Genomic DNA, 24,109 nt, shown 5'->3' on the forward strand with positions numbered 1-24,109 from the left:
GACTGCTGCGAAACCATCTACTGTGCGGTTTTGATCTCCACACGCAGTTCCGGATGGGTGGCTGGCTGTTCGTCTTCAGGGAAGGAATCGACGATCTGATCGACGAGAGGCTGCAGGAAGAGCCTGCCGAGTTGGCGGACCATGGCGGTGACAACCTGTTCGACACGGTCACGGTTGGCCGATGCCTGCCCAGCGTTGCGCATGGCCTCGACGCTTTCCATCGTCAGAGAGGCCAGACGTGAGATGAGCATGCCGTCAGCAGGCATCTCCAGGACCTGACGCCGCAGGTAGTCGACGACGAGGGGATTGTCCGCGAGCATCTGTGCCACGGTCTCGTCGCGGACGGTGACATCAGCGACCGTGTCCGCCGAGGTGGAATCGGCACGATCAAGGGCGGAGGCGAAGAGTCCCACGATCCAGGTCTCGACCGCTTCCCTGGTGCCCTCCTTCGACCCGAAATAGTGACCGATGAGCCCAATGGCGACGCCGGCTTCGGTGGCGATGGCGCGCAGCGGGGTGCCCGCGAAGCCCTTGACCGCGAACTGGTGCAGGGCGGCATTGCGAATCCGGGCACGACTTGTCAGGTCGTCGTGGCCGGCAGCTGGGAGGCCGGTGCCCTCGTTCTCCGCCATGGCGCTCCTCACGGTGTGATCGGTGGTCATCATCTGTCTGCACGGTCTGTCGCGGACGCTGTGTCCTGGACAATTCTCGCATCCAGGCCATTGAACAAGCTTTCAATAGCTTATACAGTCTTTCAATACGAGGGAAGTACTTCTTGAGTTGAGGAAAACTTCGCAGGATCACCAGCAGGGTTCAACGGGAGGACCATCAATGAGCGAGCACGATCTTCTGGCCGGGGTCACGGTCATCAATCTCGCGATCAATCTGCCGGGCCCCTACGCGGCCGCACGGCTGTCCAGCCTCGGGGCGCGGGTGATCAAGGTCGAACCCCCGACGGGCGACCCGGTCGCCCACATCGTCCCCGAGTACTACCGGGAGCTGACCGCCGGTCACGAAATCCTCACGCTCAACCTCAAAGATGACGAAGGGATCGCCCGGCTCCACGAACTCGCCGCCGAAGCCGATGTGCTCATCACCGCCATGCGGCCGCGAGCGGCACAGTCGCTTGGACTGCCCTCCATCGTCGAGAGCTACGGGCTCGTCTACGTCGAGATCGTCGGATTCGCGGGGGAGCGGGAAGACATCCCCGGACACGACCTCACCTATCAGGCCGCTCACGGAACCCTTGTTCCGGGCATGACCCCGACGATTCCCGTCGCTGACATCGTCGGCGGAGAAAGCGCAGCGACGGCGGCGCTGGCCGGACTGCACAAGCGCGACTCGCAGACCGGCGGGAAGAGGACAGGCATCGTCAACCGCGTCGTCCTCGATGAAGCCGCAGCCCGGGCGGCAGGACCAGCCAGGCACGGTCTCAGCTCACCAAGTGGCCCACTGGGTGGGGGATCACCGTTCTACCGAACCTATGACACCGCTGATGGGACCATTGCCGTCGGCTGCGTCGAACCGGTCTTCGCCAAAGCTCTGGCCCAGCATGTCGGCAGCGATCACGCGAGCCTCGAGGCGGCCTTCGCCGCAAAGCCCACGAGCGACTGGATGGAGCTGGCCCGAGCCCACGATCTTCCCTTCGAGCCGGTCACCGCGGCTTCGGCCGGCACAGCCCTGCCCGTGACACCCGGCGCCTGAATTACCCGAGGATAAACAGACTTCAAAGGATAGCACTCATGATTCTCGACGGATACCGCGGTACCTGGGAGACACAGGAAACAGATGACCTGCGCGAACTCGTGCGCAACTTCATGAACAAGGAGATCGTGCCCCACCAGGACACCTTCATCGACAACCACCAGGTCGACCGTGAACTGTGGAACCGGGCCGGCGATGCCGGACTGCTGTGCATCTCCATTCCCGAAGAATACGGCGGAGGCGGCGGCACCTTCGCCCATGAGGCGATCATCATGCAGGAACAGGGGTTCGCCGGCGATGCGGCCTGGGGCAACAGCGTCCACTCCACGATCATCGCCCACTACATCAACACCTTCGGCACCGAAGAGCAGAAGAAGCGGTGGCTGCCCGGCATGGCCACCGGCGAACTGGTCGCCGCAATCGCCATGACCGAACCCGGCACCGGATCCGACCTGCAGAGCGTGAAGACGAAGGCCGTGCGCGATGGCGACGAGTACGTCATCAACGGCTCGAAGACTTTCATCTCCAACGGGACACACTGCGACATCCTCGTCATCGTCGCCCGCACAAGCGAGGAACCCGGCGCCAAGGGCGTCTCCCTCATCGTCGCCGAGGTGGCCGACCTTCCCGGTTTCTCCCGCGGTCGCGTCCTGGACAAGGTCGGCCAGCGCGGCCAGGACACCCGCGAACTGTTCTTCGAAGACATGCGCGTGCCCGTCGACAACGTCCTCGGCGGAGTCGAAGGCCGCGGATTCATCCAGCTCATGCAGCAGCTGCCACAGGAACGCATGGCGATCGCCGTGGCGGGAGCGACGACCGCCGAGGCTGCCGTGCGCGAAGCAGTGGCCTATGCGAAGGAGCGTGAGGCCTTCGGACAGCCGATCATGAAGTTCCAGAACACCAAGTTCGTCCTCGCCGAGTGCGCCACCGAAGTCTTCTCCACCAGGACCTTCGTCGACCACCTCACCCAACTGCACATCGACGGAAAGCTCACCACCGAACAGGCCTCCGCCGGCAAGTACTGGGCCACGGACGCGCAGACCAATGTCATCGACCGCTGCCTGCAGGTCTTCGGCGGCTACGGCTACATGATGGAATACCCGATCGCGCGTATGTACGCCGATGCCCGTGTGCAGAAAATCTACGGCGGCACAAACGAGATCATGAAGGAGCTCATCTCCCGCGGGCTCTGAGCAGTCTCTCTGAGCAGGTCCGGTGGCGCAGTCTCTACATTGGAAGTACATCTGATGTCAGACGTATACTGGAGGTCAGATACGGATCGATCTGTGGAGGGCGAAGATGGCGAAAACGACGACATCTGATCGGATCAAGGACCTCATCCTCTCCGATGGACTCAGGCCCGGCGATCTCCTGCCCACCGAAGGGGAACTCTGCGACCGCCTCGGCGTCTCCCGATCGAACGTCAGGGAAGCCATCCGCAAACTGTCGACGCTCGACATCGTCGACGTCCGGCACGGGCACGGAACCTACGTCGGCGAGATGTCCCTCGACGCGCTCGTCGAAGCCCTGGTCTTCCGCGGCGTGCTCAGCCCAGGCGATGACCTGCGGGCACTGCGCGACGTCGTCGAAGTCCGCCAGGCCCTCGACTTCGGAATGTCGAAGGCGATCGTGAAGAGTCTGGAGGGCACAGCGAACCCCGAGCTCTCAGCACTTGTCGACGACATGGTCGCCATGGCCAAAGAGGGACGATCGTTTCCGCAGCAGGATCGGGCCTTCCACACGGGGCTGCTGTCGGCCTTGGACAATTCGCTCGTCGGCCAGCTCGTCGCCGCCTTCTGGGATGTGCACACGGCAGTGCTGCCCCGGCTCAACGTCGCCGTGGCCGCCGACCTGGAACAGACTGCAAAAGCGCACGGAGAGATGCTCGAGGCGGCTCAGGACGGAGACGTCGAAGCCTTCCATGCTGCGATCACAGTCCACTATGATCCGATTGCCCGAGCCCTCGACCGCGACGTCGACTGAGAGAAGAGAACTGATGGAAGTCATCATCGCCCCTGAACCCGAACTGTCGACGCTGGTCGCCGACGCCATCGAGCGGCTCGTTCGCGAGGACCCCTCACCCGTGCTGGGTCTGGCCACCGGGTCGAGCCCGCTCAGCGTCTACGATGAGCTGACGAAGCGTCACGAACAGGACGGACTCTCGTTCGCGAAGGTTCGCGCCTTCATGCTCGACGAATATGTGGGACTGCCGGCCTCGCATCCGCAGTCCTATCACAACGTGATCGACACCGAATTCGCCTCCCGCGTGGACTTCGCGAAAGGTGCGGTGCAGGGCCCGGATGGGACGGCTGAGGACCTCAGGGCCGCCTCGGCGGAATATGACCATGCCATCGCCGAGGCTGGGGGAGTCGATCTGCAGATCCTCGGTATCGGCACCGACGGTCACCTCGCCTTTAATGAGCCCGGATCATCCCTGTCCTCACGGACGCGGGTGAAGACCTTGGCCCGTCAGACGCGCATCGACAATGCTCGCTTCTTCGACGACGATGTCGACGCAGTCCCGCAGCACTGTCTGACCCAGGGGCTGGGAACGATTCTCGAGGCCCGTCACCTCATGCTCATCGCCACCGGCGGTCACAAGGCCGAGGCCGTGCACCAGATGGTCGAAGGTCCGGTCTCCTCGATGTGGCCGGCGACCGTACTGCAGATGCATCCTCACGTCACGATCCTCGTCGACGAGGAGGCCGCCTCGAGGCTGCAGCTGGGTGACTACTACCGTCACATCTACGCGAGCAAGCTCGAGGGGCAGAGGCTCTGAGCGCAGGGTTCGTTGTGCCCTGCAGACTGGAAGTCAGTCAGGCTGGCAGCTAGTTAGTCAGACCCGGAGTCATTCAGTCAGGCTGGCACGCGTCGACGAACCAGGATGTGATCGTCGACGGGTGGGTGATCGCTGTGCCCACGACGACGGCTTCGGCACCGGCGGCCATGGTTGCTGCCGCGTCGGCCGGTGAGTGGATGCGTCCCTCGGCGACAAGCATCGGTCCCAGAGCCGCCTCCCGGATCTCACGCACAAGCTCAAGGTCAGGACCGGTCGTCGGCAGGCGCTCGCCGGAGTATCCGGCCAGGGTGGTGCCGATGAAGTCGGCACCGGCGGCGGCCGCGGATCGCGCATCCTCGAGGCTGCCGCAATCGGCCATGACCAGGGCGTTCGTCTCCTCATGCAGACGCGCGACGGTCTGAGCCAGGCTCAAGCCGTCCGGGCGTGGCCGACGGGTGCCATCGAGTGCCACCACATGAGCGCCGGCTGAAGCGACGGCGTGTGCGTGCTGGAAGGTCGGCGTGATGACGACGCCGGAGGAACCGTCCTTCCACAGGCCGATGATCGGAGTCTCCACCGCAGACCGAGTGGCCTGGATGTCACTGATGCCTTGGATACGCACGGCGGCCGCACCACCGCGCACAGCCGAGGCCGCGACCTGAGCCATCGTCCGAGGATCCCGCATGGGTTCACCCGGGTAGGCCTGGGCCGAGACGATGAGTCCTCCGCGAAGGGAGTCGATGATCTCCTGCTTGGTCAACATCACTGCAACTCCCCGCTGCTGGTCATAGTGGTCTCGTCGGTCGATACCCGGCCGCTCGACCACAGGCTCGCCGCGCCGATGAGAGCCGCGTCCTGTCCCAATTGTGCCGGGCGGAGAGACAGCCCGCGAACAGCGGGGATGAGTTCGGTTTCGAACGCTTCCCGCAGCGGGACCCACCACAGCTCACCGGCTCCCGAGAGTCCGCCTCCGATGACGACGACCTCGGGAGACAGCACATTGGCCACACCACCCAAGGCCGAGCCCAATGCTCGGCCTGCCTGCTCGAACGCACGTTGTGCCGGTGCCTCGCCGGAGTCGGCGAGTTCGGCCAGCTCACGTGTCGTCGACACCCGCGGCCCACCTGGACCTTGGTCCCCAACTGCTCGGTGGTAGGCCGAGAGCACCGCGGGCCCGGAGGCGATCGCTTCCAGATGTCCCATGCCGCCACAAGGGCAGGGCAGTCCCTGTGCGGCGGCGACCGGCAGGTGACCGATGTGCCCCGCCGCTGCATGGCGGCCCGTGAGCAGGCGGTTCTCCGTGATGAATCCGCCCCCGATGCCCGTACCCGCGGCCACGAGCAGTGAGCTCTGGGTTCCGCAAGCGGCACCGGCAAGAGCCTCCCCGAGAGCATGGGCATGGACATCGTTGACAGCTCGCGTTTCGGCCCCGAGACGCGCCGTGATCTCGGCGGTCAACGCTGTCCCTGCCCAACCGGTTATCGAGTCTGTGGCCGAGACGACGGTTCCCGTGTCCGGATCGATGACCCCGGCGGATCCGATGCCGATGCGCCAGGTGGGGGTGGAAGCATCTGGAGTCGACACTTCGGTGTCGCGGATGACCCCGCGAGCCACCTCGGCGATGGTGCCGAGAATGGCGCGAGCACCTGCGGCTGCCGGCGTCGGCACCTCCCGGAGGTGGTCCACGACGCCGTCGATGACGGAACCGGCACGGATCTTCGTGCCTCCGACATCGACGGCGACGACTGGGGGTGAGGTCACAGGAGCCCCTCGGCGGAGATGACCTCCCTGACGCGGTCGGTCTCCTCTGCATCGAGTGCGAGCATCGGTTCGGCCATGCGGTTGGAGGTGATCACGCCCATGAGCTGCAGGGCCGTCTTGAACGCTCCGAGGCCGGCGGCACCGGGGGAGACGCGGCCAGGGGTGGGTGCGGCGGTGATCTGGAACAACCTTGCCAGGCGGTCCTGCTCGGCCGCGACCGTCGTCCAGTCACCGGCTCGGGCGGCGTCGAAGAGGCGCACGTATCCGGTTGGGTCGACGTTGCCCAGGCCTGGGACGATCCCGGCGGCACCGCCGAGGAGCGCACCGTCGGCGACCACCTCGTGGCCGGTGAAGACCGCGAAGTCGGGCAGATCCTTCGTCTCGATGAGGAGGCGACGGAAGGACACGTCGTCGGCCGAGGAATCCTTGACCCCGGCCAGCACACCCTCGCGGGCCAGGCGCACGGTGACGTCATGGGGCAGTTTGGAGTGGGTTCGCACGGGGACGTCGTAGGCGAAGACGGGAACGTCGAGGTGTTTCGCGACCGTGCGGAAGTGCTGTTCGATTTCGGCAGAATCGGACAGTGCATAGAACGGGGTGGTGACCACGGCAGCGTCTCCGCCGATCGCGAGCAGGCGCTTGGCCTCGTCGAGGACGCGGCCGGTCGTCTGTTCGCTGATGCCGACCAGAATCGGGACCCGACCAGCGGCGGCTTCGAGCGCGATGGTCAGCACCTGATCGCGTTCGGTCGCGGTGAGATAGGGGACCTCACCTGAGGAGCCGAGAACGAAGATGCCGTGCACTCCGCCGTTAACGAGATGTTCGACGAGGGCCGAAATGCCCTCGCGGTCCAGCTCGCCACTGTCGGTGCGCGGAGTCAGCAGTGGGGGGATGATGCCGTGGAATTCACTCATTGGTCTGTCCTTGCTTGATGTTGTTGCTGTCCCCCGCCGAGGTTGTCGTTGGGGAGGTTGGGATGCGACGTGTGTACTGGTCACGTTTGCCGTAGATCGTCAGTGCGGTCACGTCGTGGTCGGCGCGACGGGCCTTCGAGCCGGTGAACAGGGAGATGATGTAGCCGAAGACGACGGCGCCGACGAAGGCCACTGCCGAGACTGCGAAGGGTGTCAGGCCCGCGACATCCTGGACGTACCAGGCGACCGCGGCACCGAGCACGAGCCCGCTGAGCACTCCGGCGCTATTGGCCCGTTTGGTGAAGATGCCGAGCGCGAAGACACCGGCGAGGGGAACCCCGAAGAGTCCGGTGATGGACAGGAAGAGATCCCAGGTCTGGGCCTGATCGGTGGCGGAAAGGTAGAGGGCGACTCCGACCGAGAGCGCTCCGACGATGACGATGACCAGTCGGGAGAAGCCGACGCCGGTGCGTGCCAGGCCGTTCTTGGGCGGGAAGAAACGGTCCCTGATATCGACGGTGACGCAGGCGGAGATCGAATTCAGGCTCGACGAGATCGTCGACTGTGCGGCCGCGAAGATCGCGGCGATGAGCAGACCTGAGATGCCGGCCGGCAGCGCGGTGACGGCGAAGTAGGGCACCAGGGCCGAAGTGTTGAAACCTTCAGGCAGAGCCTCGGCGTGCTGGTAGTAGCTGTAGAGGACGGTGCCGATTCCGTAGAACAGAGGAATGGTCAACAGGGCGAGGAACCCGTTGACGATGAGGGACCGGATCGTGCTCTTCGGAGAATCGGTCGTCTGATAGCGCTGCACCACGTCCTGGCTGGCGGTGTACTGGTGAAGGTTGTTGAACACGGAGCCGAGGAAGACGATCGGGATGGCCGCTGCCGCTCCACCGAACTTCCAATTGTCGGCGGAGATGAACTTATCGTCTGCTGCTGCATCGGCGGCGACTGTGGCCAGACCCCCATCGAGAGCGGCGATGCCGAAGACGAGGATCACGGCTGCGCCGACGAGGAGGATGATGCCCTGAACCACGTCGGACCAGATGACGCCTTCGATGCCGCCGAGGAAGGTGTAGACGACGGAGAGAACGCCGACCGCGGCGGCGACGAGCACGGGGCTGATATTGGTCACCGAGCTGATGGCCAATGTGGGCAGATAGACGACGATGGCCACGCGTCCGATGTGGAAGAGCACGAACAGGAGTGATCCGAGAACACGGATGGTGGGTCCGAAGCGTTCCTCGAGGTACTCATAGGCAGTGGTGACGTCGAGCTTGCGGAAGAAGGGGATGTAGAACAGGACGAGCAGTGGGACGATCGCGAAGATTGCGATATTGCCGGCCGCGTAGGACCAGTCTGTGAGGAAGGCCTGCTCGGGCGTGGACATATAGGTGATGGCGGACAGCGTCGTCGCATAGATGCTGAAGCCTGCCGCCCACGCGGGGATACGACCGTTGGCTTTGAAGAAGGAGTCAGTTCCGGCGCTCGCCTTGCGGGTGAACCAGACCCCGATTCCCAGCGTAGCCAGCAGATAGATGATGATCACGGCCCAATTCAGGCCTCCGAGTCCCGGAGCGTCCATGCTCCCTCCTCACGTGAGTCCGAACGGGATCGCGTCGATGCAGATCCCGAGTGAAACATAAGACGTATGATGTCCTACGTCACGAATGTACGGGAATGTGTTCGCGGACACAAGCCTTGGGGGAGACTCGGGTGGAGGAGCGGCGTCATGCGTGTTGATTTTTCATTGTGAAACTAACTGTGCACAGATATGCTATATGTGTAAGCAGTTAGGAAATAACGATGCCGAATACAGCACTCCCTATCACCTTCACGCTCAAGGACGCGCTCCTGGCCGGCGTGCAGAAGCACCATGTGTACACGCTGCTCGAGCAGGGCGAAATCGAGAGAGTAGGGCGAGGGGTCTACATGCGCCCTGGTGTCATTGATCCCGCGTTTACGTCCCTCGCAGCAGCGACGGTCGCGCAAGAATCCGCCACTTTATGTCTGACCAGTGCCCTCGTTCACCACGATCTGAGCGATGCGATACCGTTCGAATCAACCATTGCTCTGCCTCGCGGCACCCGTCCTCCTTCGGGGATTGCCAACGTGAAATGGCACAGTTTCGATTCATCGACCTTCAGTCTTGGGCGTGAGCAGATCACGATCGACAATGATCTTTCAGTTTCGGTCTATTCGTCAGAGCGCACCATAATCGACTGCTTCCGTCTCATGCACATCGAGGGAAACGATGTTGCCCATGAGGCACTTCGCCGCTGGCTGCGACGCCGTGGCAATACTCCATCGGCCTTGCTGAAAACTGCGTCATCGTTCCCGAAGGCACTGCCGAAACTCCGAATCGCACTGGACGTGTTGCTATGACACCTCCTGTCCCACCCAGAGACAGCCCTGCGGGGCGGGCGTACAACGATCTGCGCAATTTGGCGCAACGGCATCAGCGTGACCCGGCTGAGTACATCACTTTGTATGCGTTGGAAGGCCTCCTCGCGCGCATCGCGGCTTCTGGATTTTCACCCGACTTCGTACTCAAAGGTGGAGTGCTCATGGCGGCCTTTGCCTCTCGCAGACCCACACGCGACGTAGACCTGGCCGCATCTGGCTTTCCCAACGACGTGCCTGAAGTAGAGCAGCGGATTCGGGAAATTGCCGCGATCACGATTGTGGATGGCCTGGAATTCGACTCGAACTCGGTGCGCGGCGAGCCGATTCGAGATGAAGCCAATTACACAGGTGTTCGTGTGAAGGTCGTTGCACAACTGGCAACTGCCAAGGTGGCGCTCCATGTTGATATCAACTTTGGTGACCCGATCTGGCCTGCCCCGACAGAGACTGAGCTGCCGCTTCTCCTCGGCGGCACACTGCGATTAACTGGTTACCCAGACCACATGGTGCTCGCTGAAAAGATCGTGACTGCGATCGAACGTGGTGAACTGAACACTCGTTGGCGCGATTTCACGGATATTGTCGCGATTGCGCGCACCCGCAGGATTCGAGGGTCGGACCTGCGGCAAGGTATTGATGCCGTCGCCAGCCATCGGAATGTTGAGATTGAACCGCTTGAGTCCTTGCTGGGAGCAATGCCCGAACTGGTGCAGCTCAAATGGGAAAATTGGAGAAAGCGGCAACGGTTGGAGAGCACCACCCCGGAGAGCTTCCGTGAATTGCTGACTTCGTGTTTCGCCTTCGCCGATCCGGCACTTGCGTCACGCGTGGAACACCTCCAATGGGACCCGGTGGCGCAGAGGTGGAGGGACCTGCCCAGCTGAGCAACCCCTCAAGACCGAGACCGTGGCCATGTGGGAAGATTGAAGGCGTGTCGAAAATTCTTGAGATCCTGACCCCGGAGGGTCTGCCGCCACTGGTCGAACGCCCCGGTGTCTCCTTCATCATGCCGGTCCTCAATGAGGCTGAGCACATCGCCAAAGCGATCACCACGATCTTGGCCCAGGACTATGAGGGAGACAAGGAAATCGTCCTCGCTCTCGGGCCGTCGACCGATGACACGAACCGCATCATTGCGGATATGGCGGCCAAGGACCCGAGGATCCAGACCGTTGACAATCCGCAGGCTGCTACGCCGATCGGCCTCAACCTCGCCATCGCTGCGACCCATCACCCGGTGATCATTCGCGTCGACGCACACTCCGGGCTGCGCACCGACTACACGGAGCAGGCCATCGACACCCTGCGCCAGACCAAGGCCGCGAACTGTGGCGGGCTCATGCTCGCTCGCGGTCGCACGTCTTTCCAGAAGGCCGTGGCCCGGGCCTACATGTCCCCGGTCGGACTCGGCGGTCCTGCCTACCATTCCGGTGACGAAGCAGGGGAGGCCGAGTCGGCCTACCTCGGCGTGTATCGACGTGAGGTCTTCGCCCACCTCGGCGGGTTCGACGAAGGCATCAAACGCGGACAGGACTGGGAACTGAACCTGCGCATCCGCACCGCAGGCGGTCGCATCTGGTTCAACCCGGACATGGAGGTCACCTACTGGCCGCGTGACTCCTGGTCGAAGATCGGTCAGCAGTTCTGGGCCACCGGCATCTGGCGCGCCGAACTCATCCGCCGCTACGGATCGGCCAACTCGCTGCGTTACTTCGCGCCACCGGTGCTGGTCCTCGGGATGGGAGCCAGCGTCATCGAAGCCCTCCTGCAGCTCACGGGGCGGACGAAGACGTGGCCGAAATTCCTGCGCCGCTTCACCTCTTTAGTCCACGTGCCCAGCCTGGGATACGTGTCGGCAATACTCGCGACCGCCTCGGCGGCCAAGGACTGCGGACGACGCGAACGCGCCTGGTTCGGCCTCATCCTGCCCACCATGCACCTGTGCTGGGGAGCCGGCTTCCTGCGGGGCCTGATCACCGGTGCCGGATCGACGAAGGACGGCAGCCGTTGAGCAAGAAGAATCGTCGGTACGGCCGCAGCGAACGTGAACAGAACACTCGTGCACAGGCCGGAAGCGAGCAGCCTGCCGAAGAGTCGATCGAGAGTGGACGGGCTCCGGTGCCCGAGCGGCCGACCCCGAAGAAGTTCAACGCACCGCTGTGGGCCGGCATCATCGTCGTCATCGCTGTCGTCGCCGTCCTCGGGTTCAGTATGTTCAGCAGCAAGGACCACCTGACTGTGGACGCGCTCGAAAAGCCCGTGGTCGCCGCGCTCGACGGCGGTTCCGACGTCTACCCGGCGAACTCCAAATTCTCCTTCACCGAGAACGCGAAGTTCGGCTACCTGCCCGCACCGACTCTGTCGGAACTCGGCGATGGCACCATCGTCGCCGCGGATCCGAAGTCCGCGCCCAAGGCGATGGAGCTCGAAGACGACCTGTCCTCGCTGGATCGTGATTCGTTCCTTGACCAGGACATCAAGCCTCCGCGCAAGAACACCGCACCCGGTGAGCCCATCACCTGGGATCAGATGGTCGATGAGATGGCCGGAGCCACCGTGCTCATGCCCCTGATCGAATCGCCCCAGGTGGCAGACCCGGTGTTGAAGAAGATCGCCGAGGCGGACATTGCCGAATCGACGATCGTGCGCACCTCCAATGCCGAGGTCGCCAAGGCCGCATCCGACGCCGAGGTGGCCGTGATGTTCACCGGTGATCCGACTGCTACATCGCAGCAGTCGTTGTCCGAGGTGGGGTACACGATGATGGCTGTCGATGCGGCAGATGCCTCGAAGTGGACCGGCACGGATCTCGACATCTGGGCCACCGGAGTCAAGGACGAGAAGCGGCTGAAAGAACTCGCCGAGGCGGGGATCTTCGGAGCCCTGAGCACCAACCCGTACTCCATCCAGCCTTCAGAAGTGAAGTCCAACTGAAACACTGAACTCGACACTTGAACACCGCACTCGACCAACGATCAGGAGATGACATGACACAGCCCATCGGCAACCCATCACACATCGGCAACCTCGACGCCGCGCAACTCGGCCCGCAGCCGACCTACCTGCCAGATGACCATGCGGACGTTGAAGCGAGGAAGCGCCTCGACGCCGGCGAAGAGCCCATCGATGTCGCAGCTGGCCTGCCTGCCTCATCTCTGGCCTGGGCGATCCTGGCCGATGAAGCACACGGTGAGGGGCGACTCGTCGACTCCTACGCCTATGCCCGCGTCGGCTACCACCGTGGCCTCGATTCCCTCCGTGCCGCCGGATGGCGTGGGGCAGGCCCGATCCCGTGGAAGCATGAGATCAACCGCGGGTTCCTCCGCGCGCTCAACGCCCTTGGCCGTGCCGCTGGCGCCATCGGCGAGGGTGAAGAGGCCGCTCGAATCGAAGAGTTCCTGCGCTCGTCCGACCCTGCCGCCATCGACGCGATTGCGGCGGGGGAGTAAGCGGCTCCTCAGTAGAACAACTCTTTATCGCGGGAGGTCGGCCCCATGCAGTCTTGGGAGCCGGGTCACGCCAGCTCCTGCAGGTAGGCGCTGAAGCCGCCTGCGGCTCGTCCTTCCAGCCTAGCTGAGGTGAGGACCCGGCAGGTGTCTGTGCGCAGCACCCGGCCGCCGGCATCGAGAACCGCAGCCACCAAGGCCGCGTCCTCACCGCATGGCAGGGGCGGAAATCCGTCGACGAGTTCGAAGTAGGATCCGCGGACACCAAGGTTGGCCCCGAAGACAAATGGGTGGTCCTCGCCCAGTTCATGTGCGGCATGCCATTTGGCAAGGAGTTCGGACGACCCGGTCTCGGGCCGCGGAGCAACCGTGCCCACGACGCAGTCGACACCGAGTTCGGCATGACGGATCTGGGAGGCGATCCAATGTTCGGGCACGCGGCTGTCGGCATCGGTGAAGGCGAGCCACATCGCATCAAGCGCCGGCTGGGTGTGAATGCCCCTTTGTCCGATGAAGTACTCGGCGGCGGTATTGCGAGCGATCCCCACATTGTTGAATGAGACAGTGACCACCTCGACAATCGGATTCCGAGACGCGAAGTCCGTGACCAGGTCGAGCGTGCTATCCGTGCACGCATCGGCCACGACGATCACCCGGATGTGCGCGACTGCGGAGGTGTGCCGTGCGTACGAAACTGAGGCCATCACCGATTCGAGGCAGCCTTTGATCTCATCTTCCTCATTGTGCGCCGGGACGATGACCGCGAAGACATCAATCATCGGTGTCGCCCCCGGCAGCTGCTTCAGAAGAGTTCGAGGACTTGGTCACAGTGAGGATGTCGAGACGATAATTCGCATCGGCATGGAACTCGAGCCTGTGATGAGGCCAGAAGCTCAGGCAGCTGTCGTGGACCTCATCGGCATTCAAAGGCCAATCGCGGATCTCACCCTTCCAATGGCAGAGCACCAACACAAATCTGCGAGTCGTGGACTCATCGATGCGCTGCAGAGTCTGATGCAACTGGGTTCGAGACAGGTAGAAGCCCGTCTCCGACAGGACAACACAGTCGAAGAGTCCCGCTGGCCATTCGAAGGGGACCGTGGCGCGAACGTAGCTGACTCGGGAGTTGTCTGGGCGGTGCGCTTCAGCAATTGTCAGAGCCTGGCTGCTGGCATCGACAGCGGTCACGCGTTCACTCACCCCAGCGAGTTCTTCGCTGAGGACCCCGACGGAGCAGCCGATCTCCAACGTATGGGCAAACGAGGTCTGTGGAAGGTGAGCGAGCAGAGTCGCACGTTTGGAGATCTCGTAGGTGGAATCACGCACGGCCCAGGGATCACTGCGATCAATGTGGACGCCGTCGAAGACCCGTGAGGCTGTGTGCGCGTCATTGACACCCGCCTCGGCGGCTGTCTCTGACTTGTCGGCGCTGAAATCCGTGACCTTGAAGGTGTCTCCGCCTCGGTCGAAGTGCTCCAACTGTGCCCGACTGAGGATCGCCTCATCGCCGGTCTGGTCGGACAGGGGCAGAGTCTGCGAGGGGTAGCATTCGAAGACCTCCTGCCTGTCCAGGTTCTGAGGATCGGGTAGGAAGCGCCACGATCGCCACTGTGAGTCTTCGGGGGTGGCCCAGTGCCAATACCAGATGGGATACTCGAGCACCGTCGCCCTACTTCGCCGTCCCACGGCCAGAGCGGCCTGACCAAGTGCCTCATGATCGGCGTGCCCATCACGGCTGTATGGGGCAACGATGGAGACTGGACCCGGAGCTGCACAGAGCTCTGACACTATCTCCTGCATCACCTGGTCGCTGTGCTCGGCCAAGCTTCCGTCATCGAATTCGAGGTATCTGCTCGTCACTGACGGGCCCAGCGTGCTCAGTGCAGCATCGAATTCCTGCAGGCGAACCTGTTTGAGGCGACCTTGAGTGTGTGTGGTCGAATGAGGGTGGGAATTCTCCCCGGCTGTGAACAGAAGCACCCTCACATCTGCGTCGCATGCCCGAACGTGAGACAGCAGCGAAGCGGCGCCGAATGCTTCGTCATCGGGGTGTGCCGCGAGCACCAGGACTGACCCGCCCTCAGCACAGACATCGTCGGTCAGGAGGGGAAGGTCGAGGGCTCCGGCCTGGACCCACGCCTCTTCGCTGGTGCTCTCATCCAGGTGACTGAAGCTCATCGTGCTGTGAAATCCTTCACGAGCGCTTCGCCCAGGGACGCCTCGTCGCGGGGCCCGTGGTGTTGACTGAGGTAGACGGTGAGATCCGCGTCGGCCTTCGCGAAGGTACTGTCGCCGGTGAGCGCGGCAGGCCCCGCGAGCTCTCGGCTCAAAAGCTGAATCTGCTGGGCACCGCGATAGACGATGTTGCGCACCCGCAGGGCTAACGACCAGGCACCATCGCGTGAGAATTCCTCGTCACCGTCTGCGGCCTCGGCCGCCTGAGCGAGTACCGCGCGGGCGGCGAAGATCTCCGCATCGAGCTGTCCCAGGCACAGGTCTCCCATCGGTGCAGGGGTGGGGCGCGCGAAATGTCGGCGGGCCGCATTCTGCGCCAGGCCCAGGGCACCACCGAACCAGCAGGCGGCGACCCTGATCCCGCCCCAGGCGAACGAGGGACGGTCGAGATACCAGCCGGGCGGACCGACCACCTCGGCGGGCGCCTGGTCGAAAGTCACAGACCCGCTGGGGATCTCGCGGAGTCCAATGCTGGGCCATGCGGTTTGGTCGGGATGGACTCGCGGATCATCCATGCCCACCGCCACGGCCTGCCCGTGTCCGTTGCGATGGGCGATGACGATGGCATGACTCAACTCTGATGCCAAGGAACACCACGCCTTCTCGCCGGTGATGACGGTGCTGCCATCCGTTTCGGCAACAGTGACGACCTTTCCAGGGACTTCCGCAGCATAGACACCCCATGAGGTCTGGTCTCCGGGTGGCTCGAGACCCGCCTCGGCGATGATGCCGAGGGCATCGATATGGGGCTCGAGCATGCGGGCGACGGCCACATCGATCGACGCGACCATCGACAGAGCCTCCCACTGGTGCAGTTGGGACGAGGTGCCGGTGAGGTCCAAATGGTTCTGAAGTGAGGTGATCTTCGTCGGTGGGGCAGCGCCGTCAGTGACCAGCTGAATCAGGGCCTCACGCTGGGAGGACGCTCGCGGGAGCTCGAGCCAGGGGGCCAGTGGAGAGAAGACATCTGAGTCGGAACTAATGGAGTCTCTGCTCATGTCGTTTCCTTCGGGGTAATTGGTGCCTGGACGGAAGAGAGAGGGGTGCTAGGAGTCCATTGCGGTGCGGAGGCGTTCGATGAGGTCGTCGAGTCCGTCGTCGAACTCTCGGGCGGAATGGTTCTCAGCGAGTTTGCTCTGCAGCCGTTGCACCGTCGGATAATCACCAAGATTCTCGTTGTCCTGCTCGTCGTTGCTGTTCTCCGCAAGCGGAACTGGACTGACGCCGAGGGCCGATACCTGGAGCAGAAGATCGCCGAGGAGGAAGCTGGTGAAGGCTTTGTAGGCGCTGACGGCACGATCGTCGGAGAACCCATACTCCTTCAGTGACGTGAGGAAATAGTCGACCCAGCGGATGCTGCGCAAGGGTGGGCGCAGCCACGGGGCATCTGGCGGTTGGGTGATCATCAGGGGAAACATCTTCGGATGGGTCAGCGCGAGCTTGCGCATCGCATTCGCAACGTATTGAAAATAGCCCTCCCAGGACGAAGGCTTCTCCTGCATCAGATCGTCATTGAAGAGATCGTCGATGAGTTCTCCGACGGCCGCAGAGATGAGTTCCTCGCGCCCGGGAACATGTCGGTACAGGGCCATGGCCTCGACACCGAGTGCGGCACCCAGCCGTCTCATGGTGAGGGCTTGGACTCCGTTGTCGTCTATGAAGGTGATTGCAGCCTGAACGACATCGGTGCGACTCAGACGCCGGCGAATCATGGAATCTCCTCACATCGGTGAATCGGCGGACATCCGTGAAGAGGCCCGGCCCGCATTCATCCTAGCGGTCCTGTGGTCACCGGAGACGACTCTGCGCCCCGAACTCAGGTGAGTTCGGGGCGCAGAGTGCACTGGGGATGTGCGGGTATCGAAGGGATCGATCTTCAGGCCTTGGCGGCCCGACTGCGGCCGGTGATGAGTCCCCAGGCGATGAGGACGATCAGTGAACCGCCGATGGCGCACAGCCAAGTGGAGATATCGAAGAACGAACTGACTCCCGCGCCGAACACGGCACTGCCGATCCAGCCGCCCAGGAGTGCGCCGATGACGCCCAGGATGAGGGTGGCGATCCAGCCGCCGCCCTGACGTCCTGGCAGGATCAGCTTTGCGATAGCCCCGGCGATGAGGCCGAGGACTAGGTAAGCGATGAAGCCCATGGGTAGTTTCCTTTGATAGTGCGGGGAGGCGCGAGGCCTGAGGCCTCTCGATGTTTACACTGTAATCAATGTTTACAGTGTAAGCAACATATCAAGGGAATTGAGTGCTGGGCAATGCGGTCGGTGCCTCAGGCTGAGATGACTGCCGCTCCGCCTTCGATGTTCTGGGCGGTGAAGACCGCGTCGAGCAGTCCGGGGAAGCGGGCGTCGAGATCGTCCTTGCGCAGCGAGTTCATGATCGACGTACCCTGGTACTCCTGGCGGATCACACCAGCCTCGCGCAAGGTTCTGAAGTGATAGGTCGACGTCGACTTCGATACCGGCAGCTCGAATGCAGCGCAGGCGTGATCGTCGTCGGCGGTGTTCAGGCGGCAGGCGATGTGTCTGCGAATCGGGTCGGCGAGCGCGGCGAGCACGGTGTCGAGTCGCATCTCATCCCGTTCGGGATGGTCAAGAGTTCTCATGTGCAGCCTCCTCGTCTGAGTATCTCGGTGATCTTCCTGTCACATTGTTTCACTGTCCTTTGATTGTACGTCTTTCTTCGTAGTACGGTAAACGTCGAAGTACGAGGAGCTTCGTACTTCATCTCGAGTCCAGCATCCACGACTCGAGCCCACTACCGATGATCACGAGGTCTTATGTCCAACCTGCTGTTCGAACCACTCACCCTGCGTGGCGTGACTTTCCGCAACCGTGCTTGGGTGCCGCCGATGTGCCAGTACTCGGCAGACCACCTCGACGGCGTTGTCACACCATGGCACTTCGTCCACTACGGATCGATGGCCAAGGGCGGCGCCGGCGCCATCATCGTCGAAGCCGCTGGCGTCACTCCTGAAGGACGGATCTCTCCGCGGGACCTGGGTATGTGGAACGACGAGCAGCGTGATGCTCTGGTGCCGATCGTCGACTTCATGCACTCTCAGGGAGCGGCGGCCGGAATCCAGCTCGCCCATGCAGGGCGTAAGGCCTCGACCTACCCCGACTTGGGACACGGCAACGAAGGCAGCCTGTCCGAGAGCGAAGGCGGTTGGGAGACTCTCGCGCCCTCTGCAGTGGCGTTCCCCGGACTGAACACGCCACGTGAGCTCACCGAAGCAGAGATCGCTGAGACTGTCACTGCCTTCGCGGACTCAGCTCGCAGGTCGATGGAAGCCGGTTTCGACTTCGTGGAAATTCACGGTGCGCACGGCTACCTGCTCCATGAGTTCCTCTCCCCGCTGTCCAACACCCGCAACGACTCTTATGGCGGAACCCCGGAGAACAGGGCCCGTTTCCTCCTCGAGGTCGTTGACGCCACCCGCGCCGAGGTGGGCGAAGACGTTCCCGTGCTCGTACGCCTATCCGCGACGGACTGGACCGAAGGCGGGCTGACTCTCGACGATACGGCTCAGCTGTCGGGGTGGTTGAAGGACCACGGGGTTGATCTGGTCGACGTTTCGACTGGTGCGAACGTCGTGGCCAAGATCCCGGTTGGCCCCGGCTACCAGACGAGCTTCGCTGCCGGAATCCGCAAGCAGGCCGACATCCCCACCGCCGCAGTCGGACTCATCACCGAGCCGTTCCAGGCCGAGCACATTCTGGCGACCGAGCAGGCCGACGTCATTCTCCTTGGCCGCGAATCGCTGCGCGATCCCAACTTCCCTATTCGCGCCGCAGCCGCACTGCGTCACGAGATCGACTACAAGCCGACACAGTACCTGCGGGCGCATAAGTAGGCTGATCGGTCTGAGACTGTGAGCATAGGTGCGGGTGGAGCAATCGACTCCGCCCGCACCAGCGTCATATCAGCCCGCCGATCCACAGCCCCAATCCTGCCGCTGCGGTCGCCAACACCAGTGTGCCGAGGCAGTTGAACAGGCTGAGAGCCCACCGGCGTTCCTGGATGAGGCGAACGGTCTCGAAGCTGGCGGTCGAGAAGGTCGTGTAGCCGCCGAGGAACCCAGTGCCGATGACCAGATGCCACGACTCAGGAAGGATCTGATCACTGGCCAGCCCGGTGAGCAGACCCAGCACCAGTGAGCCGCTGACATTGATGACGATCGTGCCCCACGGGATGCCGCTGCTCACGCGAGACTTGATGATCCCGTCGAGCAGCATCCTCGCCGCGGTGCCGATGCCACCGGCCAGTGCGAGTGCGATGAAGATCAGCGGAGTCATTTCGCACCTCGACTGTGCGCGACAGCTGCCGTGGCGATGCCAGCCCACGTGGCCAGACCACCGACGAGCACTGTGCCCAGACCGTAGGCGATCCCGGCACCGACATCACCCTCGCCGAGGAGGCTCGCCGTATCCGTCGCCAGTGCACTGTAGGTGGTGAAGCCACCCATGAACCCGGTTCCGAGCACGATCCGCAGCCGGCGTCTGCGACCCTCATCAGGACCCATTCGAGCCAGGGCATCGAGAAGCAGCCCCAGCAGGAAGGCGCCGAGGATGTTGACGGCAAAGATCGCCCACGGAATGCCGTCTGCAGAGGGGAACGCGAGTGTGATGGCCTCACGGGCAGCAGTGCCGAACGTGCCGCCGATGAGCGCCAATCCCAGATAGGGCTGGCGCAGATGGGCGGGCCTGTTGCTGCTGCTGGGGGCGTTGCTCATGGGAACTCCTACCTTCTGGGCATGCTGACGCCGGTCGAGGTAGGGACTGTTGTCGGAGAACCGAGGTTGGGTACGGCGAGCCCCACCGCCGTGACGCGCAGGCGTCTTCTTCATTCTGCCACACGGGCACGCGAAGAGGCCGCCGGATGACTGACATCCGACGGCCCCTGATTGGGGGTGGTGGCTCAGCCCTCGCGGATCGTCATCCGGCTCAGCTTGGCGCCGTCGACGGCGAAGGCGAACGAGGACCGCCCATTCGCATGTGTTGAGCGCCAATCGCCGATGACGGTGACCTCATCGCCGTTGACACTGACCTCTTCGGGCGTGAGAGTGCCGGTCGCGCCGATGAATTCCTTGTCGCTCCAGGCCTTGATGGCATCGCGGCCGGTGAATTCTCTGCCCCAGTCATCGACGGTGCCGTCGGTGGTGAAGGCGTCGAGGAAGCCCTGTGCGTCGTGGGCGTTGACGGTGTCGATGAAGCCGGCGACGGGCTCGGGAATCTGCAGATCTGACATGGGTGCTCCTTAGCTTCTTGGGGTCTGTGCTGTGCGTGCGGTGTGTCAGCGAGTGGTGTATCCGCCATTGGCGAAGATCGTCTGGCCGGTGATCCACCAGCCCTCGGTGGCGAGGAACCGCACGATCGGAGCGATGTCCTCGATCTGAGTGAGCTGATTGCCCATGCCCTGCGACTTGTGGAACTCCACCCGTTCGGGTGTTTCCTGACCGTAGAAGAACGGAGTGTCCATCGGTCCCGGGGCAATCGCCGTGACCGAGATTCCACGCTCAGAGTACTCCTTCGCCGCCGCCCTGGTGAAGTGCTCGACTGGGCTCTTTCCGCCGGCATAGGTCGAATACCCGTCCGTGAATGCCGCAAGCAGTGCTGTGACGATGGTGATGATCTTGCCGTTGTCGGCAAGGTGCTTCCCCGCTTCCTTGATGAAGAAGTAGGCGGCCTTGGAGTTGATGTCGAACATCGAGTCGTACTCGTCTTCGGTGGTGTCCGCGATCGGCTTGCGCAGCACCTTGCCCGTCGTATTCACTGCGATGTCGATCGTTCCCAGCGCCGAGGTGGCGTCAGCGAACAGCTTCTCGACGTTGGCGGGCCGGGTCAGGTCTCCGGTCAGGAGCACGCCCTTTGCCCCGCTCGACTCAACCGCGGCGAGCGTGGCCTCGGCCTCACTGCGGGAGGATTCGGAATTGTAGTGAATGGCGATATCGGCACCCGCCTCGGCGGCCTGCTGGGCGATGAGCCCGCCCAGATTCTTTCCGCCGCCGGCGATGAGGATGTGCTTGCCCTGGAGTGATTGATCGGTCATGGCATCTCCGTTGTATCGGTGGTACATCTGACTATAGCGACAATACACGATAATATAGCGACATGACAGAGGCGGCTTCGCTTGATACACGGACTCGGCTGCTCAATGCGGCTGCGGACCTCATTGCTGCAACCCCCGGGGAGGACTTCTCCCTGCGCGCGGTCTGCGATGCCGTGGGCGTGAAGATGCCGACCCTGTATCACTTCTTCGGCAACAAGCAGGGGCTCATCGAGGCCGTCATCGAACGTGGCTTCGACATGTATCTGTCTGCCAAGTCCGCCTCCGAATCCAGCGGCGATCCGATCCAGGACCTGCGGATGGGCTGGGATGCTCATGTGTCCTTCGGGTTGGAGAACCCCGGTTTCTACACGCTCATGTACGGCAAGGTCAGACCGGGGTACTCACCGGAGGCGCAGTCGAAGCCGAGCGAGATCCTTCGTTCGCTGACACGTCGGGCCGAGGCGCAGGGTCGACTGGTGGTTGGCTATGAGCAGGCCGCGGCCCACATACTGGCGACGAATATCGGAGTGACACTGCGGCTGATCATCCAGGGCCGAGCCGATCCGGATCTCTCAGCAGGAGTGCGTGAAGGCGTGCTCGCCGCGATCACCGGAACAGCGCAGGCCGGCGATGATGGGCAGCACTTAGGGCACTCGGTGATCGAACGTGCGGCAGCGCATCCGGAGATTCTGGGCACGACCGAGACCGCGCTGCTCATCCAATGGGTCGGCCGCCTCGGCGAGAGTGAGGGGTCAGGGCAGGGTCAGTGACGGGCGTGTGAGCGAGCCGAGTTGTACCTGTCGACGGCACGGCGCAGACGCTGCAGACCGTCTTCGATGCGCTGCGGTTCCGCCGAGGCGAAGCACAGGCGCAGCGCGTTCGTGAAGTCACCGGTCTGGGAGAACGCGGTTCCGGGAATGTAGGCCACGCCTTCCTCCAGGGCCCCCGGCATGAGGTCCTCGGTGTTGATGGTCTCGTCGTTGAACGTCACCCACAGGAAGAAGCCCCCGTCGGGATCAGTTGACCGGATCTCCTGACCGAAGAGCCGTTCGAGCCCGGACGTCATGGCGTTCTTGCGCTCGCCATAAGAGCTGCGCAGGTGGGCGACGTGGGTCTCGGCGTTTCCGTCATTGAGCCACTTCGCGACCATGTGCTGGGTGGGCAGGCTCGTGCACGAGTCCATGGTCTGCTTGGCGTTGATGATGAGGCCGCGCAGCTCGGGATCGATGTCGAGCCAGCCGATGCGCAGGCCGGGGGCGACGAACTTCGAGAAGGTGCGCACACCGAAGATCAGCGGATCATTGGGGCTGAGCTGGCTGAGTGAGGGGATGTCCTCCCCGGAGAAGCGCAGAGTGCCGTACGGATTGTCCTCGAGGATGACCGAATTGTGGCGGTGGGCGAATTCGAGGAGCTTCTCACGGCGGGCCAGGGACATCGTCACACCGGCCGGGTTCTGGAACGTCGGGACCGTATAGATCACCGAGGGGGCGCGACCGGCCCGGGCCACGATGTCGTCGAGCGCGTCGACCTGCATGCCCTCGTCGTCGACCGGCACCTCGGCGATCTCCGCTTCATAGCTCAGTGCTGTGGCCGAGCCGTTCGTGTACGTGGGGGCCTCGCAGAGGACGAGATCGCCGGGGCTGACGAAGAGTTTGAATCCGAGGTCGATTCCCTGCATGCCGCCGGTGGTGATGACCAGGCGCTCACGGTTGCCGAAGTGCTCGGCAGGGATCTGCCCGGTCTCCTGCAGGTAGTTCAGCAGCGCGTCGATGAGGACAGGCTCGCCCTGCGTCTCCCCGTAGGTGAAGCTCTCCGGAGTGAAGACGCTGTTCGCGATTCGAGCGAAATCCTCGGCCGGCAGCATATCGGGGGCGGGCGAGCCCATGCCGAACTTGACGATGTCATGGTCGTAGGCGGCGAGCATCGCCACGGAGGAATCGATGACAGAGCCGACGAGGCTGTCGGCCCGGCTGGCGAAGGGAAGAGTGGGACGCGATGACGCTGAGGATGAAGCTGACGGGCTCGCGATTGACATGACGACCTCCAACGGGGCTGCAAGCCTGACGTCGACGTCACCGGCGATGTTCAGGAGCAATGTGCCCGAACGACGGAACTACTGGTGGTCTCAGCATAAGTACGACGAGCTCGGCGGGGCAAGAGGCGTGGCTGGGCGGGTGAGTCGGCAGATCGACGGCGGGCCACCTCGGCGAGGGTGAGGCCTATGCTGGTGGCCATGGCCGACTCCAGAGAGCGTGACATCAGGACTGCACCCATCGATGAACAGCTGCCCGCACTCGTCGACGAATACCGGGGCAAGCTCCTGGCCTGTTTGGACGGGATGAGCGAGGACGAGGCCCGCCGTTCCCTGGTGCCCAGCCGGACGACTCTGCTGTCCTTGGCCAAGCACGCGATCTTCGTCGAGACCGTGTGGTTCGGGGAAGTCGTGACCGGGCGGTACCGAACCGAATACGGACTGCCGAGTGACTCCGGAGACTCGTTCATCCTTGCTGATGAGGACACGGTGGAAAGCGTCACTGAGGCGTATTGGCAGGCTGTCGAGCGCTCACATCACGCGGTGGAGGAGATGACTCTGGACACGGTGCTCACCGGGCACCGGTCGGGGCCGATGCCGCTGCGCTGGATCTACCTTCATATGCTGCGTGAGCTGGCGCAGCATTGTGGCCATGCAGAGATCTTGCGTGAGCAGATCATTGCACAGCGGACTCAGCGCTAGAACCTGCTCGCGGTCGTGTCATAGTGACCCAGTAGACTAATGCGGTAATGACATCCCCTCCCTTCACTTCG

The 24,109-nt window shown here is 63.2% G+C and carries 28 protein-coding genes; 12 read left to right on the top strand and 16 right to left on the bottom strand.

The window, feature by feature from the left end; translation table 11 throughout:
- Positions 1-17: 17 nt before the first annotated feature.
- Positions 18-632, bottom strand: coding sequence for a TetR/AcrR family transcriptional regulator (locus PGC08_RS03255; protein WP_096168229.1), 615 nt, complete (start codon positions 630-632; stop codon positions 18-20).
- Positions 633-831: 199 nt separating this feature from the next.
- On the opposite strand from PGC08_RS03255, the gene PGC08_RS03260 reads away from it, so the two are divergent.
- From PGC08_RS03260 to nagB, 4 genes are all read left to right on the top strand, one after another.
- Positions 832-1,704, top strand: a complete 873-nt coding sequence (locus PGC08_RS03260) for a CoA transferase (protein ID WP_125240384.1) — start codon at positions 832-834, stop codon at positions 1,702-1,704.
- A 38-nt stretch (positions 1,705-1,742) separates the two neighbouring features.
- On the top strand, positions 1,743-2,897 hold the full coding sequence (locus PGC08_RS03265; RefSeq protein ID WP_127362757.1) for an acyl-CoA dehydrogenase family protein: 1,155 nt from the start codon (positions 1,743-1,745) through the stop codon (positions 2,895-2,897).
- 106 nt (positions 2,898-3,003) lie between these two features.
- Entirely contained in the window at positions 3,004-3,687 is a 684-nt protein-coding gene (locus tag PGC08_RS03270) for a FadR/GntR family transcriptional regulator (RefSeq protein WP_096147030.1), read from the top strand.
- A gap of 13 nt (positions 3,688-3,700) precedes the next feature.
- Positions 3,701-4,483 (top strand): glucosamine-6-phosphate deaminase, encoded by a 783-nt coding sequence (gene nagB, locus PGC08_RS03275; protein WP_069599449.1) that lies wholly within the window; start codon positions 3,701-3,703, stop codon positions 4,481-4,483.
- A 73-nt stretch (positions 4,484-4,556) separates the two neighbouring features.
- Here nagB and PGC08_RS03280 read toward each other — a convergent pair whose 3' ends face one another.
- From PGC08_RS03280 to PGC08_RS03295, 4 genes are read right to left on the bottom strand one after another with little or no spacing between them, the layout of a single operon-like run.
- Positions 4,557-5,246, bottom strand: a complete 690-nt coding sequence (locus tag PGC08_RS03280) for an N-acetylmannosamine-6-phosphate 2-epimerase (RefSeq protein WP_009885174.1) — start codon at positions 5,244-5,246, stop codon at positions 4,557-4,559.
- On the bottom strand, positions 5,246-6,244 hold the full coding sequence (locus PGC08_RS03285; protein ID WP_009885173.1) for an ROK family protein: 999 nt from the start codon (positions 6,242-6,244) through the stop codon (positions 5,246-5,248). The genes PGC08_RS03280 and PGC08_RS03285 overlap by 1 nt, the downstream gene beginning before the upstream one ends.
- The gene (locus tag PGC08_RS03290; RefSeq protein WP_271709516.1) at positions 6,241-7,158 is read right to left on the bottom strand and encodes a dihydrodipicolinate synthase family protein; all 918 of its coding nucleotides are present in this window, start codon (positions 7,156-7,158) and stop codon (positions 6,241-6,243) included. Before PGC08_RS03290 ends, PGC08_RS03285 begins: the two co-directional genes overlap by 4 nt.
- Positions 7,151-8,743, bottom strand: coding sequence for a sodium:solute symporter (locus PGC08_RS03295; RefSeq protein ID WP_096147032.1), 1,593 nt, complete (start codon positions 8,741-8,743; stop codon positions 7,151-7,153). The genes PGC08_RS03290 and PGC08_RS03295 overlap by 8 nt, the downstream gene beginning before the upstream one ends.
- 221 nt (positions 8,744-8,964) lie before the next feature.
- On the opposite strand from PGC08_RS03295, the gene PGC08_RS03300 reads away from it, so the two are divergent.
- Genes PGC08_RS03300 through PGC08_RS03320 form a run of 5 tightly spaced genes read left to right on the top strand, consistent with a single transcriptional unit; the run spans position 8,965 to position 13,013 of the window.
- Positions 8,965-9,543: a type IV toxin-antitoxin system AbiEi family antitoxin domain-containing protein gene (locus PGC08_RS03300; RefSeq protein WP_271709517.1), complete on the top strand. Its 579-nt coding sequence runs from the start codon at positions 8,965-8,967 to the stop codon at positions 9,541-9,543.
- A complete protein-coding gene (locus PGC08_RS03305) occupies positions 9,540-10,448 on the top strand; it encodes a nucleotidyl transferase AbiEii/AbiGii toxin family protein (protein WP_271709518.1) in 909 nt (302 codons plus the stop codon). Before PGC08_RS03300 ends, PGC08_RS03305 begins: the two co-directional genes overlap by 4 nt.
- Before the next feature lie 47 nt (positions 10,449-10,495).
- A complete protein-coding gene (locus PGC08_RS03310) occupies positions 10,496-11,575 on the top strand; it encodes a glycosyltransferase family 2 protein (protein WP_009885168.1) in 1,080 nt (359 codons plus the stop codon).
- Positions 11,572-12,498 carry a hypothetical protein gene (locus PGC08_RS03315; RefSeq protein ID WP_271709519.1) on the top strand — a complete coding sequence of 309 codons (927 nt, stop codon included), beginning with the start codon at positions 11,572-11,574 and terminating at the stop codon, positions 12,496-12,498. Before PGC08_RS03310 ends, PGC08_RS03315 begins: the two co-directional genes overlap by 4 nt.
- A gap of 53 nt (positions 12,499-12,551) precedes the next feature.
- A complete protein-coding gene (locus tag PGC08_RS03320) occupies positions 12,552-13,013 on the top strand; it encodes a DUF3151 domain-containing protein (protein ID WP_009885166.1) in 462 nt (153 codons plus the stop codon).
- 65 nt (positions 13,014-13,078) lie between these two features.
- Here PGC08_RS03320 and PGC08_RS03325 read toward each other — a convergent pair whose 3' ends face one another.
- The 6 genes from PGC08_RS03325 to PGC08_RS03350 form a co-directional block, all read right to left on the bottom strand.
- Positions 13,079-13,789 carry a glycosyltransferase gene (locus PGC08_RS03325; protein ID WP_271709520.1) on the bottom strand — a complete coding sequence of 237 codons (711 nt, stop codon included), beginning with the start codon at positions 13,787-13,789 and terminating at the stop codon, positions 13,079-13,081.
- A complete protein-coding gene (locus tag PGC08_RS03330) occupies positions 13,782-15,188 on the bottom strand; it encodes a PIG-L family deacetylase (protein ID WP_125177917.1) in 1,407 nt (468 codons plus the stop codon). The genes PGC08_RS03325 and PGC08_RS03330 overlap by 8 nt, the downstream gene beginning before the upstream one ends.
- Complete coding sequence (locus tag PGC08_RS03335) at positions 15,185-16,243, bottom strand: hypothetical protein (RefSeq protein ID WP_069599454.1); 1,059 nt, start codon at positions 16,241-16,243, stop codon at positions 15,185-15,187. Before PGC08_RS03335 ends, PGC08_RS03330 begins: the two co-directional genes overlap by 4 nt.
- Before the next feature lie 48 nt (positions 16,244-16,291).
- On the bottom strand, positions 16,292-16,957 hold the full coding sequence (locus PGC08_RS03340; RefSeq protein ID WP_069599455.1) for a TetR/AcrR family transcriptional regulator: 666 nt from the start codon (positions 16,955-16,957) through the stop codon (positions 16,292-16,294).
- Between the two features lie 164 nt (positions 16,958-17,121).
- Positions 17,122-17,394, bottom strand: coding sequence for a GlsB/YeaQ/YmgE family stress response membrane protein (locus PGC08_RS03345; RefSeq protein WP_069599456.1), 273 nt, complete (start codon positions 17,392-17,394; stop codon positions 17,122-17,124).
- Positions 17,395-17,522: 128 nt separating this feature from the next.
- Complete coding sequence (locus tag PGC08_RS03350; RefSeq protein ID WP_101584593.1) at positions 17,523-17,858, bottom strand: ArsR/SmtB family transcription factor; 336 nt, start codon at positions 17,856-17,858, stop codon at positions 17,523-17,525.
- A 174-nt stretch (positions 17,859-18,032) separates the two neighbouring features.
- Here PGC08_RS03350 and PGC08_RS03355 point away from each other — a divergent pair, with 174 nt between their 5' ends.
- Entirely contained in the window at positions 18,033-19,109 is a 1,077-nt protein-coding gene (locus tag PGC08_RS03355; RefSeq protein ID WP_101584595.1) for an NADH:flavin oxidoreductase/NADH oxidase, read from the top strand.
- A 64-nt stretch (positions 19,110-19,173) separates the two neighbouring features.
- On the opposite strand, the gene crcB is transcribed toward PGC08_RS03355, so the two are convergent.
- The 4 genes from crcB to PGC08_RS03375 all read right to left on the bottom strand — a co-directional run bounded on the left by crcB (position 19,174) and on the right by PGC08_RS03375 (position 21,304).
- Entirely contained in the window at positions 19,174-19,551 is a 378-nt protein-coding gene (gene crcB, locus PGC08_RS03360) for a fluoride efflux transporter CrcB (RefSeq protein ID WP_101584596.1), read from the bottom strand.
- The gene (locus PGC08_RS03365) at positions 19,548-19,988 is read right to left on the bottom strand and encodes a fluoride efflux transporter FluC (RefSeq protein WP_271709521.1); all 441 of its coding nucleotides are present in this window, start codon (positions 19,986-19,988) and stop codon (positions 19,548-19,550) included. The genes crcB and PGC08_RS03365 overlap by 4 nt, the downstream gene beginning before the upstream one ends.
- A 185-nt stretch (positions 19,989-20,173) precedes the next feature.
- On the bottom strand, positions 20,174-20,503 hold the full coding sequence (locus tag PGC08_RS03370; RefSeq protein ID WP_101584599.1) for a nuclear transport factor 2 family protein: 330 nt from the start codon (positions 20,501-20,503) through the stop codon (positions 20,174-20,176).
- A 45-nt stretch (positions 20,504-20,548) separates the two neighbouring features.
- Positions 20,549-21,304: an SDR family oxidoreductase gene (locus PGC08_RS03375; protein ID WP_101584601.1), complete on the bottom strand. Its 756-nt coding sequence runs from the start codon at positions 21,302-21,304 to the stop codon at positions 20,549-20,551.
- Positions 21,305-21,366: 62 nt separating this feature from the next.
- On the opposite strand from PGC08_RS03375, the gene PGC08_RS03380 reads away from it, so the two are divergent.
- Positions 21,367-22,074 carry a TetR/AcrR family transcriptional regulator gene (locus PGC08_RS03380; RefSeq protein ID WP_096161037.1) on the top strand — a complete coding sequence of 236 codons (708 nt, stop codon included), beginning with the start codon at positions 21,367-21,369 and terminating at the stop codon, positions 22,072-22,074.
- Here the strand turns inward: PGC08_RS03380 and PGC08_RS03385 are convergent.
- Entirely contained in the window at positions 22,068-23,339 is a 1,272-nt protein-coding gene (locus tag PGC08_RS03385) for an aminotransferase-like domain-containing protein (protein ID WP_101584611.1), read from the bottom strand. The genes PGC08_RS03380 and PGC08_RS03385 overlap by 7 nt on opposite strands.
- A 198-nt stretch (positions 23,340-23,537) precedes the next feature.
- Here PGC08_RS03385 and PGC08_RS03390 point away from each other — a divergent pair, with 198 nt between their 5' ends.
- The gene (locus PGC08_RS03390) at positions 23,538-24,038 is read left to right on the top strand and encodes a DinB family protein (protein ID WP_101584612.1); all 501 of its coding nucleotides are present in this window, start codon (positions 23,538-23,540) and stop codon (positions 24,036-24,038) included.
- The last annotated feature ends 71 nt before the right edge of the window (positions 24,039-24,109 follow it).

This window comes from Brevibacterium sp. BDJS002, from assembly GCF_028201555.1.
Classification (GTDB): Bacteria; Actinomycetota; Actinomycetes; order Actinomycetales; family Brevibacteriaceae; genus Brevibacterium; species Brevibacterium aurantiacum.

Bases quoted from the DNA above. Each gene is read 5' to 3' on its own strand.
- PGC08_RS03355 (WP_101584595.1), top strand. From the start codon at position 18,033: ATGTCCAACCTGCTGTTCGAACCACTCACCCTGCGTGGCGTGACTTTC.
- crcB (WP_101584596.1), bottom strand. From the start codon at position 19,551: ATGACTCCGCTGATCTTCATCGCACTCGCACTGGCCGGTGGCATCGGC.
- PGC08_RS03380 (WP_096161037.1), top strand. From the start codon at position 21,367: ATGACAGAGGCGGCTTCGCTTGATACACGGACTCGGCTGCTCAATGCG.
- PGC08_RS03375 (WP_101584601.1), bottom strand. From the start codon at position 21,304: ATGACCGATCAATCACTCCAGGGCAAGCACATCCTCATCGCCGGCGGC.
- PGC08_RS03300 (WP_271709517.1), top strand. From the start codon at position 8,965: ATGCCGAATACAGCACTCCCTATCACCTTCACGCTCAAGGACGCGCTC.
- PGC08_RS03280 (WP_009885174.1), bottom strand. From the start codon at position 5,246: ATGTTGACCAAGCAGGAGATCATCGACTCCCTTCGCGGAGGACTCATC.
- PGC08_RS03295 (WP_096147032.1), bottom strand. From the start codon at position 8,743: ATGGACGCTCCGGGACTCGGAGGCCTGAATTGGGCCGTGATCATCATC.
- PGC08_RS03350 (WP_101584593.1), bottom strand. From the start codon at position 17,858: ATGAGAACTCTTGACCATCCCGAACGGGATGAGATGCGACTCGACACC.
- PGC08_RS03340 (WP_069599455.1), bottom strand. From the start codon at position 16,957: ATGATTCGCCGGCGTCTGAGTCGCACCGATGTCGTTCAGGCTGCAATC.
- PGC08_RS03335 (WP_069599454.1), bottom strand. From the start codon at position 16,243: ATGAGCAGAGACTCCATTAGTTCCGACTCAGATGTCTTCTCTCCACTG.
- PGC08_RS03345 (WP_069599456.1), bottom strand. From the start codon at position 17,394: ATGGGCTTCATCGCTTACCTAGTCCTCGGCCTCATCGCCGGGGCTATC.
- PGC08_RS03330 (WP_125177917.1), bottom strand. From the start codon at position 15,188: ATGAGCTTCAGTCACCTGGATGAGAGCACCAGCGAAGAGGCGTGGGTC.
- PGC08_RS03390 (WP_101584612.1), top strand. From the start codon at position 23,538: ATGGCCGACTCCAGAGAGCGTGACATCAGGACTGCACCCATCGATGAA.
- PGC08_RS03265 (WP_127362757.1), top strand. From the start codon at position 1,743: ATGATTCTCGACGGATACCGCGGTACCTGGGAGACACAGGAAACAGAT.
- PGC08_RS03305 (WP_271709518.1), top strand. From the start codon at position 9,540: ATGACACCTCCTGTCCCACCCAGAGACAGCCCTGCGGGGCGGGCGTAC.
- nagB (WP_069599449.1), top strand. From the start codon at position 3,701: ATGGAAGTCATCATCGCCCCTGAACCCGAACTGTCGACGCTGGTCGCC.
- PGC08_RS03270 (WP_096147030.1), top strand. From the start codon at position 3,004: ATGGCGAAAACGACGACATCTGATCGGATCAAGGACCTCATCCTCTCC.
- PGC08_RS03260 (WP_125240384.1), top strand. From the start codon at position 832: ATGAGCGAGCACGATCTTCTGGCCGGGGTCACGGTCATCAATCTCGCG.
- PGC08_RS03385 (WP_101584611.1), bottom strand. From the start codon at position 23,339: ATGTCAATCGCGAGCCCGTCAGCTTCATCCTCAGCGTCATCGCGTCCC.
- PGC08_RS03255 (WP_096168229.1), bottom strand. From the start codon at position 632: ATGGCGGAGAACGAGGGCACCGGCCTCCCAGCTGCCGGCCACGACGAC.
- PGC08_RS03320 (WP_009885166.1), top strand. From the start codon at position 12,552: ATGACACAGCCCATCGGCAACCCATCACACATCGGCAACCTCGACGCC.
- PGC08_RS03325 (WP_271709520.1), bottom strand. From the start codon at position 13,789: ATGATTGATGTCTTCGCGGTCATCGTCCCGGCGCACAATGAGGAAGAT.
- PGC08_RS03365 (WP_271709521.1), bottom strand. From the start codon at position 19,988: ATGAGCAACGCCCCCAGCAGCAGCAACAGGCCCGCCCATCTGCGCCAG.
- PGC08_RS03370 (WP_101584599.1), bottom strand. From the start codon at position 20,503: ATGTCAGATCTGCAGATTCCCGAGCCCGTCGCCGGCTTCATCGACACC.
- PGC08_RS03290 (WP_271709516.1), bottom strand. From the start codon at position 7,158: ATGAGTGAATTCCACGGCATCATCCCCCCACTGCTGACTCCGCGCACC.